Genomic DNA, 19,016 nt, shown 5'->3' with positions numbered 1-19,016 from the left:
ACAGCGCGAATGGTCGGTTTCGCCGGCAATCCACAGGTTGGAAAAACCGATGCTTCACCGCAAGGTGATGAGCAGCCCAAATGCTCCGAATGGCGCTCCGGCCATTCGGCAAACAATTAGCTATTTAGCAGCCGCGACACGTTCAGGACCACTCCCATGTCGCCACGGGAGTGGTCCTCGACGGATGCCCGAATCAGGCGGCCGTGACCGTCAGGTCGAACTTCGCCACCACATCCGGGTGCAGGTGCACCACGACGCCGTGCTTGCCGGTCGTCTTGATGTGCGCCTTCGGCAGTTCGATGCTGCGCTTGTCGACAACGGGACCACCCGCCGTCTTGATCGCGGCCGCGACGTCCGACTGGGTCACCGAGCCGAACAGCTTGCCGGTGCCCGCGGTCTTCACGCTCAGCGAGACCGACGCCAGGGCCTCGATGGCCTGCTTCAGCTCGTTGGCGTGGTCCAGGTCGCGGACCCGGCGGGCTTCCTGCGCCCGGCGGATGCCCTCCACCTGCTTCTCCGCGCCACGGCTGGCCACGATCGCCAGGCCGCGCGGCAGCAGGTAGTTGCGGCCGTAACCGTCCTTCACCTCTACGGTGTCGCCGGGGGCACCGAGGTTGTCCACATCAGCAGTCAGAATCAACTTCATTTGCGTGCCTCCCTTTCTCAGCGAGCCGTCGACACGTAAGGCAGCAGAGCGACCTCACGCGAGTTCTTGACCGCAACCGCGATATCGCGCTGGTGCTGCACGCAGTTGCCGGTGACGCGGCGGGCGCGGATCTTGCCGCGGTCGCTGACGTACTTGCGCAGCAACGCCGTGTCCTTGTAATCGATCGTGACAGTTCCGGTCTTGCTCTCCTTGCAGAACGAGCAAGCCTTCTTCTTGAGCACCTTTTCGCGCGCGGGCGCTTTAGGCATGGTCTTGTACTCCGTAATCAGTGATGGCCCGAATCAGGCGGGCCGATGTAGCCGTTCTCAGAACGGCGGTTCGTCATCCATGCGGCCGCCGCCCCCGAAGGAGCCGGCCGCGGGCGCACTGCCCCAAGGGTCGTCCTCGGCACCGCCGGAACGCCCACCCCCACTACCGGAAGGGGAGGCCGCGGCATAGCCGCTCCCGCCGCCGGACCCGAACCCGCCGCCACCACCGCCGCGGCTGGTCTTGTTGACCTTCGCGGTGGCGTAGCGCAGCGAGGGGCCGACCTCATCGACCTCGAGCTCGACGACCGTGCGCTTCTCGCCCTCGCGGGTTTCGTAGGAGCGCTGCTTGAGCCGTCCGCTCACGATGACACGGGAACCTCTGGTCAGGCTTTCGGCGACATTCTCCGCGGCTTCGCGCCAGATATTGCAGCGCAGGAACAGCGCTTCGCCGTCTTTCCACTCATTCGAATTACGATCGAACACCCGGGGGGTCGACGCGACGGTGAAATTCGCCACCGCCTGTCCCGCCGGCGTGAATCGAAGCTCGGGGTCGGCCGTCAGATTTCCGATGACGGTGATGACCGTGTCGCCTGCTGCCATTGTGGTTCCTCCTGCTCGGTGTGCAGTCCGCGTCTCGCTGTTGCGCTAGAGCCTAGGCACAGGCTCTGACGCAAACGAGAGTTGCCGGACTACTTGTCGTGGCGCAGAACCTTGGTGCGCAGCACCGTCTCGTTGAGACCGAGCTGGCGGTCGAGCTCGCTCACGGTGGCGGGCTCGGCGGTCAGGTCGACCACGGCGTAGATGCCCTCGGCGTGCTTGGCGATCTCGTAGGCGAGCCGGCGGCGGCCCCAGATGTCGACCTTGTCGATCTTGCCGCCCTCGGTGCGAACGACACTGAGCAGGTTGTCCAGCGACGGACCAACAGTGCGCTCGTCCAGGCTCGGATCGAGGATGACCATCACTTCGTAATGACGCACGGACCAATCACCTCCTGTGGACTAGGAAACGGCCACGGACGGTCCGTGGCAGGAGGGTCGTTGCGTCAGCAACCCGACAAGGCTACCTGAGTGGTCGTTGAGCAGCGAAATCGGTCCACTGCTCGGTCTCGGGCGGGTATTCCGGGCGTATTTGCCGGGGTACACCGGCATGGTCCGGCGGGGCCGCATAGGGTTGTCGCTATGCCCACCGGACTCGTCGCCCGCGACCTGCCCGCAGGTCGTGTACGACGCCGCGCGGCGTTGACTGCGGTGGTGGTGCTGCTGTGCGGCCTCACCCTCGCCTTGGCGTATGCGAACAAGGCGCGCTGTGCGGAGGCGCCGTTCAACACGGACGGTCGCAGCACGGTCTTCGACATCATCAAGGATTCGGACGTCTGCTACTCGGATATCCAATTCCTTTGGCTCGGCAGGGACATCAACGAACACGTCTTTCCCTACGTGCACGGCGGCATCACCGACGACGGCGCGCTGGTCGGCGGGGCAGTGGAGTATCCGGTGCTCAGCGGCGTACTGATGTGGCTCGGTGCGGTCGGCGCGGACAACGACGCGGAGTTCCTGCGCTATTCCGCCCTGCTGCTCGCGCCGTTCGCGCTGCTCACCGCGTGGATGTTGGCCCGATTGGCCGGGGGTGCTGCCCTGTTGTGGGCGGTGGGCCCGCCACTGGTGCTCTATGCCTTCCACAACTGGGAGCTCCCGGTGGTGTGCATGGCCGTAGCGGCCGTCTACGTGCTGGGGCTGACCCGCTTTTCCCTGCGCACCAGGGGAATCGCGGCAGCCGTGTTACTCGGGCTCGGTTTCTGCCTCAAGCTGTACCCGGGGATCTTCGTGCTGCCGCTGGTGGCGTACGTGCTGACCGGCGGCGTGGAACGCGACGCCAATGGCAGCGATCGCGGTGTGGACGTTCGCGGTGCGCTGCTCACCGCGGCCGCGGCTGTAGGAACCGTGGTCGCGGTCAACCTGCCGTTCGCGTTGGCCGGTTACGAGGGCTGGCGGGCGTCGATCACGTTCCAGCAGCTGCGTCAGGCCGACATCACCACGAATTCCATCTGGTACTGGGGACTTCGGCCGATGTTCGGTCCGGACGCGCACAGCGAGGCGGCGTTCCAGCAGGCGGTTTCGATCGCCTCGCCCACGCTGGTGCTCGCGGCGTTCGCGCTGGCCATGTGGCTGGGCTGGAAGCGGTACCTGAGAACCCGCGTGTTTCCGTGGGTCGGCGTGAGTGGTGCGATGCTGTGTGGATTCCTGCTGTTTCACAAGGTGCATTCCCCCCAGTACACCTTGTGGCTGGTGCCGTTCCTGGTGTTGCTCGAGGTGCCGTGGTGGCTGATCGGCGGCTACCTCGTCGCCGACGCGGCCATCGGGATCGGGGTGTTCCGCTACTTCTATTCGATCGGGTCGGGCACCTCGGTCGAGCTGATGGAGCACATCGTCCAATTCGGGGTGTGGGGACGCGCGAGCCTGCTTGTGGTGCTGTTCTTCGTGTTCCTGTGGGCGCTGCCGCGCGGGTACCGATCGGTGTCGCCGCGGACGGCGCGGTCCGACCCCAGTGATCTCGTTCCGGTTCCCTAGGCTCCGCGCTACTTGCGCGCGCTGTGCCACTGCATGCCCCAGTGGTAGGCCTGGTCGATCTCGCGCTGGGCGCCGTTGATGTAGTGCACCTCCCGGTGCACGGTGATCCCGGTGCCTTGGTTCTGCAGCAGGGCGATGGCGCAGGAGCGGGCGCCGTCCACGGGGGAGTCGAGCCGCATCTCGATCCGCGGACCTGCCGTCGGGTAGAGGGTCACCACGCCGTCGGCGGCGGCCCAGTTGGGCACGCCCTGATAAATGAAGGCGAAGATCAGGATGCGCCGGAAGAGCTCGGGCCTGGCGAGGTTGATGTGCATGTTCTCGCCGCTCGCGGCCGAACCGCTGCGATCGTCGCCGTCCAGTTTGATGTAGGGCTCGACGTCCAGCGCGCCGAAGTTGTGGCCGATCGCCTGCACCACACCTTTGGCGCCGTTGGACAGCTCGTAGAGACAGCCGAGGTCCAGATCGACCGGCTTGGAGCGGCGGAAGAACCCCTTGGGACCGCTCGACCAGTTCAGGTTCACCCGCATGGTGCCCTGCTGTTCGCCCGGCTTGGTCAGGTTGATGCTCGGCGTCGCCTTCGACAGGGTCACCTTGGACAGGTCGACGCCGCCGTGGTTGCCCTCGATGGCCATGGCGCGCTCCCCCCTCTGTGCAAACGAGAGCGGCAGCGGCCATCCCTCGGGATGGGGCCGCTGCCGCAACGGGTCTTCGGCTGCATGCCGGGAATCAGCCTACCGGCGTGGGTTCTCGTTCGCTGTCCAGTTCTTCCTCATCCGCGCCGCGATTGCGGAGGATGCTGCTGACGAACGCCGCGCCGATGAACGCGACGCCGATCAAACCTGTGACGAGCTCGTTGACGTGCACGCCGATCGAGATGAGCAGGATCACCGCCAGCGCGCCGATGGCCCAGTGCGCGCCGTGCTCCAGGTAGACGTATTCCGAGAGGGTGCCCTTGCGCACCAGGTACACCGTGATCGACCGGACGAACATGGCGCCGATCAGGCCGAGGCCCAGCGCGATGATAATCGGGTCGGAGGTGATGGCGAACGCGCCGATCACGCCGTCGAAGGAGAACGACGCGTCGAGCACCTCCAGGTAGAGGAACAGGAAGAAACCCGCTTTACCGGTGGCCTTGGCCAGTTCGGACGGGCCTTCGGTGTATTCCTCGGTGTGGAACATCGAGCCGAGCCCGTCGACCGCGATGTAGGTGATCATGCCGAGCAGGCCGGCCGCCAGGACGGTCGAACGGTGCGCCTCGTCGGAGACGAACTCCGCGGTGAGGATCAGGCCGGTGCCCGCGACCACCACGGAGAGCATGTCCAACTTGCCTGCCCTGGCCAGCGGCCGTTCCAGCCAGCCGAGCCAGGTGATCTCGCGCTCCTCGAAGATGAAGTTGAGGAACAGCAGTGCCAGGAACATGCCGCCGAACGCCGCGATCTGCGGGTGCGCGTCGGTGAGCAGCTTCTCGTAGCTGGGGCTGCCGTCGGGGAAGGTCAGCGCGTCGTTCGGGGGCGGGTTGAGCGCCAGGTCGAACGCCCGCACCGGATCCAGCCCGGCGGTGATCCACACGATGGCGAGCGGGAAGACCAGGCGCATGCCGAAGACGGCGATCAGCACGCCGATGGTGAGGAAGATCCGCTGCCAGAACGCGCTCATACGTTGCAGAACGGTGGCGTTGATCACGGCGTTGTCGAACGACAGCGATACCTCGAGGATGCCGAGGATCGCGGCGAGCGCGAAGGCGGTCGGCCCGCCGTACACGAACGCAACCACGAGCGAGAGCACCGTGACGAGGAGGGACATGCCGAATATGCGCAGGACCACGCTGGGACCTTTCGTGAAGTAAAAAACGAGTCGGCGACGGTTGCTACCAGCGTGGCTGCTGGATCGCCGGTTGTCCAACGCTGTTCCCAGGGCGCACCGGCATGCCTGGGTCGCATGACGCAGGGGGCCCGTCGCCGGGCCCCCTGCGAACAGCGAAGAATTCCTTAGACGTTCACGCCGTAGTCACGGGCGATGCCGGCCAAGCCGGAGGCGTAGCCCTGGCCGATCGCGCGGAACTTCCACTCCGCACCGTTGCGGTACAGCTCGCCGAAGACCATGGCGGTTTCGGTCGACGCGTCCTCGGTGAGGTCGTAGCGGGCGAGTTCCTGGCCGTTGCTGCGGTCGACGACGCGGATGTAGGCATTGCGGACCTGGCCGAACGACTGCGAGCGAGAGTCGGCGTCGTAGATCGAGACCGGGAAGAAGATGCTCTCGATGGTGGGCGGGGTGTTTGCCAGGTCGACGTTGATGACCTCGTCGTCGCCCTCGCCCTCGCCGGTGCGGTTGTCGCCAACGTGCTCGATCGCGCCTTCCGGGGACTTCAGGTTGTTGAAGAAGACGAAATGCTGGTCGGACAGGACCTTCTTGTCCGCGCCGGTCGCGATGGCGCTCGCGTCGAGGTCGAAGTCGGTGCCCGTAGTGGTCCGCACATCCCACCCGAGGCCGACCGAAACAGCAGTCAGGTTAGGCGCCGCCTTGGTCAGCGAGACATTGCCGCCCTTGGACAAACTGACACCCATGCGGGATTCCCTTTCAATAGTCCGTCATTGGTTCCCAGCATGTCCGAATCGCCGGGTACGTCATACGACAGTAGTAGGTTTCGCCGAAGTTGCGTAGGAACCCGCGTAACCCTCGGCGAACAGGAAGATCTCCTACCATCGGGGCGTGGCAGGCCGAAGGCGTGGTTGGTTCCGGTCGTCGGGGAACGACGAATGGATCGAGCACGCCCGCACCGCGCTGGCCTCGGCGTTTCTCGATATGGATCGGCGCCAGAGCGCGGCGGACGTGGCGGTGCACGCGGCCGATCAGGTTTTCCCGGAGCGGCGGATGGGCCAGCGCTGGGAATCTGTGCGCCACAGATGCTATGGCGCGGGCGAAAGCTACCTGGCGCTGAGTGCGGAGTTGGACGGCGCGCAGCGCAGCGGCACGCCGATAGCGCATGGGCAGCAGCGTGTCGATGCCGCGGTGCGGCAGCTGACCGACGCGGCCCGTGCCGTCGACGAGTTCTATCACGGCAACCGGAGCCTGCTCGAGGAGGCGGTCGCCGTGCTCGGCGCGGTGCCGCAGCTGGTGCGGCAGGTGCAGCTCGCCGCCGCGGCCGTGCGCGGGCAGGCCGCGGAATCCGAATTCGCGAACTATCCCTCGGTGCGCGAGCGCGCGGCCGTGGTGGATGAGGCGCTGGTCACACTGGAAGCCATCGGATCCGACGCGCCCGGCGCCGTGCGTGAGGCCGCGAACCGGCTGGACAGCGCCACGAAAGAGTTGGCGGAAGCCTTGGCACAGGCCCCATCTCGGACCGCCGCCGCGCAGAACGCGATCGCCTCGGTGACCACCCGTCTGGCCGCCGTCCGGACCAGGGCCGAAGGGGTCGCGCCCGCGTACTCGGTGCTGCTGCGCGAGTTCAACGCTGCGAGTTCGGCGGATCTGGCTGACAATGAGCGGGAAAGTCGGCGAGCCATCGAGGCTGCGGACGCGGCTCTCGGCAGGGCGCGTGCGGCAGCGGCGGAAAACAACCCGGAGTTTGCACTTGATCTGACCACATCCGCGCGCGGGTTCCTCGCCGAGGCCGAGCAGCAGGTCGATGCCGTCACCAAGCGGCTCACTCTGCTCCGTGCGATCCGGGCCGACCCGCTAGAACACGCCAAGGCCGTACGATTCCGGCTGCGGGATGCGCAAATGCTCGCGGTGAGCCGGGGGCTCGTCGCCGAATGGGGATCGGTGCTCGACGCGCAGGCGGCACGGATCGACCGAACCAGCGAAACACTGTCGGGGCGTCACCCCGACTACTGGGCCTACGTGGCGGAATTGGATGCCGTCACCGAATTCATAGCCGGGATAGTGGATCGAATGAGAAAACAAGCAGGACCACGACGAGAATGAGGATGGGGCAACGATGACCGCAGGCATCGCCGTCCAGCAGGAGGTTTCCCTGCGGAAGCGCATGCCGCTGCGCCACTTCCGGCAATTGCACGGCCCAGAGGCGAGGCGTCTTTTTCACCGGCAGCCCGAACCGTTCGCCAGCGACCGCGCGGATCGGGAATTGCTCGCGATCGGGCTCGGTGCCACCCTGTACGCGCCCGCGACCAGGCCCGATCTCGCGTTGACGATCAGTAAGCGGGCTGGGCACGGGGTGTGTTCGATGGTGATCGATCTCGAGGACGCGGTCGCCGACGACGAGGTGGAGTACGCCAAACAGCAGACCGTCGCCGCGCTCGATCTGCTCGCGGCGAGCCACGACGCGAATCCGCTGCTGTTCATCCGGGTGCGCGACGCGGACACGATCACCGAGATCATCGAGCAGCTCGGCCCGGGCGCGCAGGCGCTGACCGGGTTCGTGTTCCCGAAATTCGACAGCGTTTCCGGACCGAAGTACCTCAACGTACTGAACGTGGCCGCCCAGCGTGTGAACCGGCCGCTGTACGGGATGCCGGTGCTGGAGTCGCCGTGCCTGGTGCACCGGGAGACCCGCGACTACGAACTCACGCAGATCGCGGCGCTGCTTGCCGCGCATCGGGACCGGGTGCTCGCGGTGCGGGTGGGCGCGACGGACATGTGCTCGACCTTCGGCATCCGGCGCGATCGTGATCTGACCATCTACGACGTGCGGGTGGTCGCCGACGTCATCGCCGACATCGTGAACTATCTGGGGCGCGCGGACGGAACGGGTTTCGTCATCACCGGGCCGGTGTGGGAGTACTTCGCCGACCACGAGCGGATGTTCCGGCCGCTGCTGCGCACCGCGCCGTTCGAGGAATCCGACGCCGTGCCGTTCCGGCAGTACCTGGTCAGCCGGGATCTGGACGGGCTGCTGCGGGAGATCACGTTGGATCGTGCCAACGGCATCCAGGGCAAGACGGTGATTCATCCGTCGCACGTGGCCGCCGTGCACGCGCTGTCGGTGGTGACGCATGAGGAGTACTCGGACGCGCTGGACATTCTGCGTGCCGATGTCGGCGGCGTGGCGGCCTCGGGCTACCGGAACAAGATGAACGAAATGCGGCCGCACCGCAGTTGGGCGCGGCAGACGCTGTTGCGCGCGCGGGTGTTCGGCGTGGCGAACAAGGGAGTGTCGTTCGTGGATCTGCTGACGGCGTTGGTCACCGTATGAGTCAGGCGGCGACCGAGTTCGGGCACAACGAAATTCCCTGGGCAACAAGAATTCTCGGTATCGGACTGGATCACGATGCCGAGTGTGACGCGGATCGCCTTCGCTCGGCCCAGCTGCCGATCACGGCGCTGGTCCGGCCGGGGATTCGGCACAACAATCCGCGCCGGGCGCACCTGCTGGTGTCCACCGTGCTCGGCAAACATCTCCCGACCGATCCGCGGGTGGTGCTCGGGGCGGGCAATCATCTGGGTGATCTGGTGCGCGAGGTGCTCGGTGAGCGCGAAGCGGTGGTGCTCGGGTTCGCCGAGACCGCGACGGGCCTGGGCCACTGCGTGGCGGCGCGGATCGGCGCGAGCTGCTATCTCCATTCGACCCGGCGCGAGGTGCCGCACGCGCAGACCCTCGCCGGGTTCGAGGAGGGGCATTCGCACGCCACCTCGCACCTGTTGCAACCGACGCCCGCCGATATCTTCGTCAACGATCTGCCACTGGTGCTGGTCGACGATGAAATCTCCACCGGTGCAACGGCGATCGACGCGGTGCGCGCGCTGCACGCGTTTTCGCCGCGGTCGCACTACGTACTGGCGTCGCTGGTCGATCTGCGTGGGGTGGCCGACCGGGCCGAATTCGATGCGGCCGCAGCGCAACTGGGTGCGCGCATCGACACGGTGTGTCTCGCCACCGGCCGGGCGACGCTGCCCGACGGGCTGGTCGCCGCCGTCGGCGCCCTTCCCGAACCCAGGCTCAACCCGACCGCCGGTCATCCCGGCACGTTCCGGCGGATGGAACTGCCCTGGCCTGCTTCGGTGCCGGAGGGCGGCAGGCACGGGATACTCGCGTCCGAAACCGACGCGTTCGAGGCGGCGCTGATCACCGCGGCCGAGCTGCTGACCGCGCGGCTCGACGCTGATTTCGCCGGTCGGCCCGCTATCGTGCTCGGTCACGAGGAGTTGATGTATCTCCCGCTGCGGCTTGCGGCGCTGCTCGCCGAAACGGGTACGCCGACGCGCTTTCAAACCACCACGCGATCGCCCGCGTATGTGCTGGACGAGCCGGGATATCCCTTGCGGCGCGGGTTCCGGTTCGTCGCACCGGAGCCCGGCGACGAAGCGCCGCGCTACCTGTACAACGCGGACTGGCCAGATGATCCGCTGGACCTTTTCGAAGCGGATATGGCGGGGCTCGGAGCACTGGTCGCCAGCGCTGCTTCGGGGCGCAGCGAGGATGTCACGATCACCGATGACGGCGTCGACAGCGGCGCGGAGGGCGACGGTCCCGCGTCCGATCCGGTGCTCGTCGTCGTGGTCGACTCGCCCGCCGACACCGCACAGCTGCGGGCCGAGGGCGGACTGATCGACGTGCTGACCGCCTCCGGCGCCGATGTGCTGCTCGCGGTGCTGCGGGAGGCCGACCCGCGGCGGCTGCACGCGGAACGCGCCGAGTCGCCGGGAAAGGACGGGAGCCGACTATGACCAGCACGAGGGTGGGTGCGTTGCCTGTTCCGCTGCACGGTCCGGAGTTCGGATCGTATGCGGCCGACGAGGTTTCCTGGTTGCTGAAGGACCTGTCCGAGGTCGATCTGGAGCGCGACGTCGCCGAGCGGGAACGGAAGATCCAAGCCGGGCAGGCGCACTACGCGGAGTCACTGCCGATCGAATACCAACCGGACGCGCACTATCGGACCCTGTTCGACGAAGTGCTCACGGCCAGCGCCGAGCGGCTCGCGCTCGCCGTCGCGACCGTGTCGGAGCTGGTCGTCGCCGAACGCGGCGAGGACATCGTGCTGGTGTCGCTGGCGCGGGCGGGCACGCCGGTCGGCATCCTGATGCGTCGCTGGCTGCGTGCGCGGCGGCCGAGCCTCACCGTGCCGCACTACGCGGTGTCCATCGTGCGGGATCGCGGCATCGATGGGGTGGCGCTGGACTATCTGGCCGAGCACCACGACCCCGACTCCGTCGTGTTCGTGGACGGGTGGACCGGCAAGGGTGCGATCACCCGCGAGCTGACCGATGCGCTGGACGCCTACCGGGCGGCCGGAGGCCCGCGGTTCAATGACGAACTGGCGGTGCTGGCCGATCCCGGATACTGCGTGCGCACCTACGGCACCCGCGACGACTTCCTGATCGCCTCGGCCTGCCTGAACTCCACCGTGTCCGGACTCATCTCGCGCACCGTGCTGAACGACACGCTGATCGGCCCCGGCGATTTCCACGGCGCCAAGTTCTATCGGGAGCTGGCCGGTGACGATATGTCCCGACGGCTGCTCGACACCGTGAGCGGCGCCTTCGACGCGGTCCGCGACCGGGTGGCGGCGGAGGTGGCCGCGATCCGCGCGAGCGACCGCACGCCCACCTGGACCGGCTGGGCGTCGGTGGAGAAGGTCAGGGAGCGGTACGGCATCGCCGGCGTCAACTTCGTGAAGCCCGGCGTCGGCGAGACCACCCGGGTGCTGTTGCGGCGAGTCCCGTGGCGGGTGCTGGTCCGCGAGGCCGACGCGCCCGAGCACGCGCACATCCGGTTACTCGCCGCCGCCCGCGGGGTTCCTGTGGAAATCGTCGATGACCTGGCATATTCGTGTATGGGATTGATCAAGGACGTGCAGCAGTGAACCTCTCTCGGAAAGTGCAGCGAAGACGTGCGCTGATCGCGACCGACCTGGACCGGACGATGATCTACTCGCGTAGCGCCTTCAGCACCACCGCCGACGTGCCGACGGTCTGTGTGGAGCATCTCGAAGGCGCTCCGCTGTCGTTCATGACCACCACCGCGGCGCTGCGGATGCAGTCCCTGACCGAACCCGCCGCCGTCATTCCCACCACTACCCGCACCATCAAGCAGTTCGGGCGCATTCGACTACCCGGGGCGCCCTGGCGTTATGCGATCACCAGCAATGGGGGGAACATCCTCGTCGACGGTGTCCCCGACCTGAGCTGGCGCATCGACATCGACGCCCAGGTGCGCGCGGGCGGCGCCACCCTGTCGGAGGTGAGCAGGGAACTGCACGCCCGCATCGATGATTCCTGGGTGACCAAGTTCCGCGTGGCCGACCACCTGTTCTGCTACCTGGTGGTGAAGCCGAAGGCCGTTCCCGACGGATTCCTCGCCGAATGGGACGACTGGTGCCGTCCGCGCGGCTGGTCGGCCTCCCAGCAGGGCCGCAAGATCTACACCATGCCGCTGGCCGTCTGCAAGAGCCGCGCTGTCGCCGAAGTCCGCAAACGCCTCTGGGACAGCGGTGAACTCGCCGACGAGGCAAGGACGCTGGCTGCGGGAGACGGCGCTCTCGACGCCGAAATGCTCCGCGCCGCCGACTCCGCCATCCGGCCCCGCCACGGCGAACTCGAACAACTCAACTGGACCAACCCCAACCTCACCGTCACTCGCGCCGCCGGCATCCTCGCGGGCGAGGAAATCATCAACTGGTTCATCAAAGCGGCGCCCAACCACACCGACGCATAGGCTTTCGCCCCTGAGGGTCAGTGCGGCATCACGCCGGTTCGAAGGTGGACTTGAAGTCGGGGCATTCGACCAGTGGGTCGTGGGTGCAGGTGGAGGCGTGGCGGAGGCTGTCGCGCATGCGGCTGAGGCGGGCGATGTCTTCGTCGAGCTGATTCGCTTTCTCGGCCATGCGGATGCGAAGTTCGGCGTCGGTGGGGGAGGCGCGGAGGAAGCGTGCGATTTCGGCGAGGGTGAAACCGGCGCCTCGGGCGCAGGTGATGAGGGCCAGGCGGCCGAGGATATCGGGGTGGTAGGTGCGGCGCAGGCCGTTGCGGCCGGTCGCGGCGATGAGTCCGCGTTTCTCGTAGAAGCGCAGGGCGGAGGGGGCGAGGCCGGTGTGGTCGGCCACTTCGGCGATATCGAGTAGGGCGTCCGTCATCTCGGCTCCTTGACTTGAACCACGCTTCAAGTCACAGACTAGCTCGCATGACAATTCATCACCTCAATTGCGGATCGGTGCGGCAGATCGAAGCCACCTACGACGGACCTGCGCCCGCCCACGCGGTCAACCACTGCCTGCTGGTCGAGACCGAATCCGACGGGCTGGTCCTGATCGAGACGGGCATCGGGCTGGACGATGTCCGCGACCCGGCGGGCACGCTCGGCGCGGACTGGGTCGCGATGGCGCAGCCGAGCCTGTCCGAGGACGAGACCGCCATCCGGCAGGTGCAGCGTCTCGGCTACGACCCCGGCGATGTGCGGCACATCATCCTCACCCACCTCGATGTGGATCACTGCGGCGGACTGCCCGACTTTCCGCACGCACGGGTCCACGTGCTGGCCGCCGAGTTGGCGGCGGCACTCGCCGAAGCTCCGAGTTTCCGCTACCGGCCCGCGCACTGGGCGCACGACCCACAGTGGCTGACCTACCCGTCGGATGCCACCGGAAAGTGGTTCGGCTTCAACGCGATTCAACCGAAGGACCTGCCGGAAGACTTCCAGCTGATTCCGCTGGGCGGGCACACCGCGGGCCACACCGGCGTCGCCGTCCGCGACGGTGAGCGCTGGCTGCTGCACTGCGGCGACGCCTACTACTACCACCGCGAACTCGATCCGGCTCCGCAGCCGCACCCGGTGCTCGACATCGTGCAGACCACCTCGGAGGTGCACCACGACCTGCGGCTGGGCACCCAGGCGCGGCTGCGGGAGCTGCACCGCGATCACGCCGACGAAGTCACGCTGATCAGCGCGCACGACCCGTGGGAATTCCAGCGCGCAAGCTGACAGCCGCGCGATCGGTCATCGGCGCTGCCAGCACTGGGCGGTGTCGGCGAGGTTCCACCACGAGACGTAATCCGGGTCCTGGTCGAGCCGGGTCCAGTCGGCATCCAGGATGTCGAAGAACGCGGTGTCGGCGGTGCGTCCGCCGCGCGACTCGCCGATGTAGACGAGGGTGCGGCCGCCCGCCTGCTGGTAGGCGGCGAGGGTGGTCGAGGCCATGGGGTTTTCCCAGCCGGGCGGCCAGCAGAGGAACAGGACATCGCTCGCGTGGGCGGCGGCCAGATCGGCCGCCGACGCGGGTGGTGTCGCGGTGGGATGCCACATTGCGACTTGTCCCGGGGCGGAAGGGAAAGCCGAATTGGTCACGAGGCCGGGCGGATGTGAATCGAAAGCGGTCGTCGGTACACCGATCCGGGTGAGTTGATGCGCCCAGTAGCCGCGACCCGACCCGACCTCCATGATCGGCCTGCCTTCCGTGACCTCCGCGACCCACCGCAGTGTCGCGGGGGACGGAATGGCATACGCGTAGGCGGCTTGCAGGAGGATCTGCGCATAGGCCAGACGAGCACTACCTTTCGGATTGCCACCGTTCACCTCGCGTCGCGCCGCACGCTCCGGCGGCCCCGGAGAGACCGCGGCGGCGACGACATCCCAGTACGGATTCGTGCTGGCGCCACCGGTCATGTAGTGCAGCAGGTGCAGGTCGAAGGTGGCGTCGGCGATGTCGTCGCCGGTGCCGGGCAACCGGCCCACGGTGGACCAGTAGTCCGCGACGCGCGGATACGCTGTCGCGAACGTGGATTCGTCTTGGACCAGGTTCGTCAGCGCGGTGCGACGCTGCGGCGAGAGCGCCAAGTCAGCCATCTACCGATTCTCCGCCGCCTATCCCCTGCGTCGGCGAGCACCGAGACGATTTCACCATACCGACGCGAATCTTTTGCTGTCTGTATGCCATCTGCCCGGCAACCTGCGATACATAGCGAGCTCTATGGTCAATCGGTAGTTCGCGACGCGCGGATAAGCTGCCGTGTAAAGGGATTCGACCTCGGCCACGTGCGTATGCGTTGTGCCGAGAGCGACGAGTCAGCGATGCCTGGATTCGCAGATACGGCGGCCCGCTGAGCGGTCCCGGGGGCGATTGCATTCCGCGCCATCGCTATCCGCCGATCAGCAGATGAAACCCGGACTCAGCCGCCGTCGCGCATGGACACCAACCCGCCGAGCGTGCCGAGATATGCCGCCCCATCGGGCCCGATGGCGATCCCCGCGTAATTGTTGTTGAACCCGAGGCCGGTGCCGGACAGCTGTTTCCACACGGTCTCGCCGGTGCGATAGTCGAGCGCGGTCCAGTACCAGGGATCGCTCGGTTCGGTGCCCTTCGTGTAGGTGTAGATCAGTCCGGTGGCCAGCGATAGCTTCGGCACCACCGTCGGCGCGGCTTCGACCGTGTTGGTCCAGGTCAGATGGCAGCCGCTGCCGTCGGCCTCGATGTCGACGCGAGCGAAACCGGGAGTCGTGGTTTTGCCGGACGCGGTCGCATCAGGGTGTGCATAGCCATAGTTGTTCTCGACGATGAGTGAGCGTCCCGCGCCGATCAACGAGTTCTCGGTCGCGCCGTGGCCGGGCTCGAACACCGGCACCGCGCAGACTTGACGTTCGGCGACCGAGGGGGCCGTGCGGTAGACGACGACGTTCATCGGGTCGGCATTGTCGGTGATTGCGACATAGCCGTCGGGGAGGATGGTGGGTGTGGTGCCGGTTCCGTCGTCCACCTGGCCCGGCTTACGCTGGTTGCTGTTGGCGTAGGTGACCTGCCAGGTGATCTGTGGTGCGCCGCCGGGACCCGCGTCGAAACGCAGCAGTTGGCGGTTGGTGGCGATATAGACGTCACCGGCCGCTCCGACCGCGAACGAGTTCTCGATCTGGTTCTCCGCGCCCGCGCCGAGCCGGATGACCTGTGCCGCACCGGTATCCGGATCGAGCGTGCCGACCACGCCGTTGGTCTTGGCCACGAACCAGATCAAACCGTTCGAGTCCGGCACCGCGGAGTTCAGCGTCTCGCCCGGCTGCAGCACGCCGGTCAGGTCGTAGTCGCGCACGAGCGAAAAGCCGTCGGCGGCAGGGGTTTCGGCAAAGATCTGAATGTGCCCGGTGCTGGTGCCCACTACCGCGCGGTCGGCGTCGTCGAGATAGAAGTACCCACCGCCGACGAAGTTGTTGAACGCGCCGGGTTGCAGCGTATCGAGCGGGCTCTTACCGGGCAGCGGATGTTTGCCCAGCACGGTCATCGTGACGGGGTCGATGAGGTAGAGACCCGGTTGCAGCCCGAGGCAGGTCGTGACGATGCGACCGGCGCGGTCGAACGCCACCGAGCCGCACTCACTGCCGAGCAGCAGCGAATCGGTCCGCGGCGCCCGGCCGAGTGGGCCGGGGCGGGTATAGGTATCGCTCATCCAACCGTCGTCGTGGACACCCGAGTTACCGTTCGGCGCCAGGTACGGGTGCTGGGGGACCGGGGCGATGCCGGTAACCGGTTCACCGATCGCAGGTGCGCCGAGAAACCGTGGAACGTCGGGTACGGCTGGTATCGAAGGAATCGGCGCCGCGGCGGCGGGCACCGCTACCGAGGCGAGTGCTGCTGCCAGCAGTGCCGTACGCAGGTTTCGAAAGGAAATGTGAAACACGAGTGAACGGTATCCAGGTCCGGCTCGTCGCGAATCCCCCGCACGAGGGGCGCGAGTCCCCTGTGTGAGTGATGACGAATGCGCGGGCGTGACCACCGGGCCGGACCTGCGCCGCCTCCCCTTGCTCAGTATTGCTGTTGCCCAGCCAGCTGCTGCGCGATCACCCCTTGCAGCCGTTGCAAGCCGCCGACGGTGACGCCGCTCTGGAGCTGTCCCTCGATGGTGCGCACCAGCACCGAGTCGCTGAGCACCTTCTCGCTGGACTGGATCAGCACGGTTCCCGCGCCGGTGAAGTCGAATTGACGCTCCTCACCGGAGTTGACGCCCAGGGCCGCCGCGCCCGCGGCCAGGAAGTCGGTGACCCACCGCTGGTCGTAGTGGTGGCTCGGCGAGGGGCAATCCGCCCACCCGACCAGCGATTCCGGGTCCACCCGCAGCGGCGGCTCGGCGAACATGACCGGTCCGTTGGACGAGGCGAGGAACTTGCCGGTGCCGATAAGGGTGAGGAATCCAGGCACGATGGACTGGTTCAGCGACAGACCGGGCTCGAACGCCAGCAGGTTCGCCGCCCGGATGGTCAGGTTGCCGTTGTCCTCCAGGTCATAGGAATTGATGTCGTAGCCGCGGTCGCCGATGATCAGCTTGCCGTGCCCCTCCGCGACGACATAGTCGCCGGTGAACAGCGGTGCGGAGAACTGCTGCGACACCATGTGCAGCAGACCGCCGTGCAGGCCGTGCGTGAGCATCTGGAACCGCATGTCGCCGTAGTAGGCGATCATCGCGCCCTTGCGCATGAACCACGGCTTGTTCAGGTCGATGCAGTAGGCGTAGCTGTTTCCCGGGATGTTGTCGCTCTCACCGAGAGTCATGGGGTTGAGGATCTGGGACATGCTCACAACTTCTCTTCGGAGGCCTGTACATAGACGACACCCTGCCCGACGCAGTGCAACTGCATCGCCTCACCGGAACCGCGGCCGACCGCGTCCCGCCAGCTCAGCGCCGTCTTCAGCTCGGTCTGCACATTGCCGTAAGCGGCGACGAACGCCTGCGGGTCTACCACTATCGGATTCGGGCCGCCCACTTGCAGTTCCAGGAACCCGCCATGCGCGAGCAACACCGCCGCGCCCTGACCGGACAGCTGGGTGGTGAACATGCCCTGGCCGGTCAACGCGCCCGACGCGGCGCCGCGCAGCGCGCCCATCAGTCCGCCGCCACCGCCTCCGCCGCCCGAACTCATCACGGACACCACCGAACTCTGCAACCCGGCGGTGTTGGCCAGCAGTCGCGAGGCCTCGACGCGCAGTGTCGCGCCCGGCTGCATGTGCACCACATGCACTTCCAAGCCCGCGAACCCGTAATGCACCTCGCCGGTGCCCTGCGCCAGCATGGTGCGTTCGTGCTCGCCCGCCATCGCGCGCCCGGCCAGTCGCATCACACCACCCATGCCGCCCATCCCCTGGCCGCCCGGAATCTGATGCGGCGCAAAGGAAACGTCGCCGGTGTAGAACAGCATCGCGCCGTTGCGAGCGGCCACGCCGCCCGCCATCCCGACGTTGACCTTGACGACTTTGCCGTTGACTTTCTCGAACATTCGTTGGTCCTACCGTTCCGCCGGCTGGATCGACACCACGCCTTGCCCGTCCCAGCGCAGCGAGAACGCCTCGCCCGCGTCCTGTCCGACGAAACTGCGCCAGGACACGTCGGTGACGAACGACTGATTGAGGTTGCCGCGCGCGGCGACGAACGCGTCCGGGTCCACCACCAGCGGATATTGCGGGGACACCTCGAGGTGAATGAGCGGCCCGCCCGCCGAGAGCAGCGCGACCTGCCCCTGGCCGGAGACAGTGGTGGTGAACAGGCCCTGCCCGGAGGACGCGCCGCGCACGCCGGCGAAACGCACGTCGGTGCGCAGGTTCCCGGCGAAGGCGAGCAGCTGTTGCGACTCCACTTGCAGCGTCTCGTTGTTCAGATCGACCACGGTGACATGCTGGCCGTTGACCGCGAAGAAAACCCGGCCGTTGCCGGAGCACTCCATCAGCGAGAGCTTCTCGCCGGTGGCGCGCCGCTTGAGCCCGGCGAGCACGCCGTCGCCCCCGCCGAAACCGGCCGACTTGAACTGCACATTTCCTTCATAGGCGATCATCGAGCCGGAAATCGCCCTGAGACTGGTTCCGGCGAGGTGGGCCTCGACCACCTTCTTCGATTGCTCGAACAGTTGCGCCATGGAATGTTTGCCTGCTGTCTCGATCGGGAACACGGTGTGATTGCCGTATTCCATCTGCGTGTCGTCACCCTAACCGATGTGCCAGTGCGTGTCGGGGTAGCGCGGCCGTTCAGTACGAGCGGTGCCGAGCGCGTTTCTCGTAGAGTGTCAGGCGTACGCACCGACAAGCGAAGGGTCGAACTTGTCCGCAACACTCGCCAAGGGCCAGAACGGTCCGCTGGCCACCAATGACGTGGTGATTTCCGTCCAGCTCGCGGCGCCGGCGGATCTGTCGGCACTACTGGTCACCGAGCGGGGCAAGGTCCGTTCCGACGCCGACTTCGTCTTCTTCAACCAGCCGACCGGTCCCGGCGTGAATCTGCAGCCCGCCCCCGCCGGACAGCCCGCGTCGCTGGCGGTGTCGTTGAACGCGGTGCCCGCGGACATCGACCAGATCCGCGCGGTGATCACGCTGGACGACGCGAACAGCACCTTCGGCCAGTCCGCCGCTCCGACCGCGATCGTTTCCGACGGGGCCGGTAATCGCTTGTACGAGTATCGGATCGAGGGCCTGAACACCGAGTCGATCGTGATCGCGCTCGAGTTGTACCGCCGCCAGGGCGCGTGGAAGGTGCGCGCGGTCGGTCAGGGCTACGCCGGTGGGTTCGCCGCGCTGGTCACCGACCACGGTGTCAGCGTCGACGACGCGCCCGCTCAGCCCGCGCAGGCTCCGCAACCCACGCAGGCTCCGCCGCCGCCTCCGCAGCAGCCCGCCG

The 19,016-nt window shown here is 67.0% G+C and carries 21 protein-coding genes; 8 read left to right on the top strand and 13 right to left on the bottom strand.

Going from position 1 to position 19,016, the window contains the following annotated elements:
- Window positions 1-193 precede the first annotated feature (193 nt).
- From rplI to rpsF, 4 genes are all read right to left on the bottom strand, one after another.
- The gene (gene rplI / locus NA4_RS02010; protein WP_067462932.1) at window positions 194-646 is read right to left on the bottom strand and encodes a 50S ribosomal protein L9; all 453 of its coding nucleotides are present in this window, start codon (window positions 644-646) and stop codon (window positions 194-196) included.
- A gap of 17 nt (window positions 647-663) precedes the next feature.
- Window positions 664-915: a 30S ribosomal protein S18 gene (gene rpsR / locus NA4_RS02005; protein WP_039803271.1), complete on the bottom strand. Its 252-nt coding sequence runs from the start codon at window positions 913-915 to the stop codon at window positions 664-666.
- 57 nt (window positions 916-972) lie between these two features.
- Window positions 973-1,515 (bottom strand): single-stranded DNA-binding protein, encoded by a 543-nt coding sequence (locus tag NA4_RS02000; RefSeq protein ID WP_067462929.1) that lies wholly within the window; start codon window positions 1,513-1,515, stop codon window positions 973-975.
- A gap of 89 nt (window positions 1,516-1,604) precedes the next feature.
- On the bottom strand, window positions 1,605-1,892 hold the full coding sequence (gene rpsF, locus NA4_RS01995; RefSeq protein ID WP_040871220.1) for a 30S ribosomal protein S6: 288 nt from the start codon (window positions 1,890-1,892) through the stop codon (window positions 1,605-1,607).
- A 201-nt stretch (window positions 1,893-2,093) separates the two neighbouring features.
- Here rpsF and NA4_RS01990 point away from each other — a divergent pair, with 201 nt between their 5' ends.
- Window positions 2,094-3,482 carry a glycosyltransferase family 87 protein gene (locus NA4_RS01990; RefSeq protein WP_067462926.1) on the top strand — a complete coding sequence of 463 codons (1,389 nt, stop codon included), beginning with the start codon at window positions 2,094-2,096 and terminating at the stop codon, window positions 3,480-3,482.
- A gap of 8 nt (window positions 3,483-3,490) precedes the next feature.
- Here NA4_RS01990 and NA4_RS01985 read toward each other — a convergent pair whose 3' ends face one another.
- From NA4_RS01985 to NA4_RS01975, 3 genes are all read right to left on the bottom strand, one after another.
- The gene (locus NA4_RS01985) at window positions 3,491-4,114 is read right to left on the bottom strand and encodes a TerD family protein (RefSeq protein WP_067462924.1); all 624 of its coding nucleotides are present in this window, start codon (window positions 4,112-4,114) and stop codon (window positions 3,491-3,493) included.
- Window positions 4,115-4,208: 94 nt separating this feature from the next.
- Window positions 4,209-5,306 carry a DUF475 domain-containing protein gene (locus tag NA4_RS01980; protein WP_067462921.1) on the bottom strand — a complete coding sequence of 366 codons (1,098 nt, stop codon included), beginning with the start codon at window positions 5,304-5,306 and terminating at the stop codon, window positions 4,209-4,211.
- Between the two features lie 164 nt (window positions 5,307-5,470).
- Complete coding sequence (locus tag NA4_RS01975; RefSeq protein ID WP_067462918.1) at window positions 5,471-6,046, bottom strand: TerD family protein; 576 nt, start codon at window positions 6,044-6,046, stop codon at window positions 5,471-5,473.
- 145 nt (window positions 6,047-6,191) lie between these two features.
- On the opposite strand from NA4_RS01975, the gene NA4_RS01970 reads away from it, so the two are divergent.
- The 5 genes from NA4_RS01970 to NA4_RS01950 are packed head-to-tail and all read left to right on the top strand — an operon-like array spanning window position 6,192 to window position 12,093.
- Window positions 6,192-7,406, top strand: coding sequence for a hypothetical protein (locus NA4_RS01970; RefSeq protein WP_067462915.1), 1,215 nt, complete (start codon window positions 6,192-6,194; stop codon window positions 7,404-7,406).
- Window positions 7,407-7,419: 13 nt separating this feature from the next.
- Window positions 7,420-8,634, top strand: a complete 1,215-nt coding sequence (locus NA4_RS01965; RefSeq protein WP_084496722.1) for an HpcH/HpaI aldolase/citrate lyase family protein — start codon at window positions 7,420-7,422, stop codon at window positions 8,632-8,634.
- Window positions 8,631-10,106 (top strand): phosphoribosyltransferase domain-containing protein, encoded by a 1,476-nt coding sequence (locus NA4_RS01960; protein WP_067462912.1) that lies wholly within the window; start codon window positions 8,631-8,633, stop codon window positions 10,104-10,106. Before NA4_RS01965 ends, NA4_RS01960 begins: the two co-directional genes overlap by 4 nt.
- 20 nt (window positions 10,107-10,126) lie before the next feature.
- Window positions 10,127-11,242 carry a cysteine protease StiP family protein gene (locus tag NA4_RS01955; RefSeq protein WP_157128752.1) on the top strand — a complete coding sequence of 372 codons (1,116 nt, stop codon included), beginning with the start codon at window positions 10,127-10,129 and terminating at the stop codon, window positions 11,240-11,242.
- Window positions 11,243-11,301: 59 nt separating this feature from the next.
- Entirely contained in the window at window positions 11,302-12,093 is a 792-nt protein-coding gene (locus NA4_RS01950; RefSeq protein WP_067463158.1) for an HAD family hydrolase, read from the top strand.
- A 28-nt stretch (window positions 12,094-12,121) separates the two neighbouring features.
- Here NA4_RS01950 and NA4_RS01945 read toward each other — a convergent pair whose 3' ends face one another.
- Window positions 12,122-12,511 (bottom strand): MerR family transcriptional regulator, encoded by a 390-nt coding sequence (locus NA4_RS01945; RefSeq protein ID WP_067462906.1) that lies wholly within the window; start codon window positions 12,509-12,511, stop codon window positions 12,122-12,124.
- A 47-nt stretch (window positions 12,512-12,558) separates the two neighbouring features.
- Between NA4_RS01945 and NA4_RS01940 the strand changes: the two genes are divergently transcribed.
- Window positions 12,559-13,356, top strand: coding sequence for an MBL fold metallo-hydrolase (locus NA4_RS01940; protein ID WP_067462903.1), 798 nt, complete (start codon window positions 12,559-12,561; stop codon window positions 13,354-13,356).
- A gap of 15 nt (window positions 13,357-13,371) precedes the next feature.
- On the opposite strand, the gene NA4_RS01935 is transcribed toward NA4_RS01940, so the two are convergent.
- The 5 genes from NA4_RS01935 to NA4_RS01915 all read right to left on the bottom strand — a co-directional run bounded on the left by NA4_RS01935 (window position 13,372) and on the right by NA4_RS01915 (window position 18,261).
- Window positions 13,372-14,217, bottom strand: coding sequence for a hypothetical protein (locus NA4_RS01935; RefSeq protein ID WP_067462900.1), 846 nt, complete (start codon window positions 14,215-14,217; stop codon window positions 13,372-13,374).
- Between the two features lie 323 nt (window positions 14,218-14,540).
- Entirely contained in the window at window positions 14,541-16,037 is a 1,497-nt protein-coding gene (locus NA4_RS01930) for an NHL repeat-containing protein (protein ID WP_157128747.1), read from the bottom strand.
- Window positions 16,038-16,162: 125 nt separating this feature from the next.
- Window positions 16,163-16,927: an AIM24 family protein gene (locus tag NA4_RS01925; protein WP_067462897.1), complete on the bottom strand. Its 765-nt coding sequence runs from the start codon at window positions 16,925-16,927 to the stop codon at window positions 16,163-16,165.
- 2 nt (window positions 16,928-16,929) lie between these two features.
- A complete protein-coding gene (locus tag NA4_RS01920) occupies window positions 16,930-17,628 on the bottom strand; it encodes an AIM24 family protein (protein ID WP_067462893.1) in 699 nt (232 codons plus the stop codon).
- Between the two features lie 9 nt (window positions 17,629-17,637).
- Window positions 17,638-18,261, bottom strand: coding sequence for an AIM24 family protein (locus NA4_RS01915; protein WP_067463152.1), 624 nt, complete (start codon window positions 18,259-18,261; stop codon window positions 17,638-17,640).
- Window positions 18,262-18,442: 181 nt separating this feature from the next.
- Here NA4_RS01915 and NA4_RS01910 point away from each other — a divergent pair.
- Window positions 18,443-19,016 (top strand): TerD family protein (locus tag NA4_RS01910; RefSeq protein WP_174552896.1); only part of this gene is annotated, 574 nt, incomplete at its 3' end.

Origin of the sequence: Nocardia amamiensis NBRC 102102, from assembly GCF_001612745.1 — a bacterium.
In the GTDB taxonomy this organism is placed as follows: Bacteria; Actinomycetota; Actinomycetes; order Mycobacteriales; family Mycobacteriaceae; genus Nocardia; species Nocardia amamiensis.
This window is presented reverse-complemented; position numbering and strand designations above follow the sequence as displayed.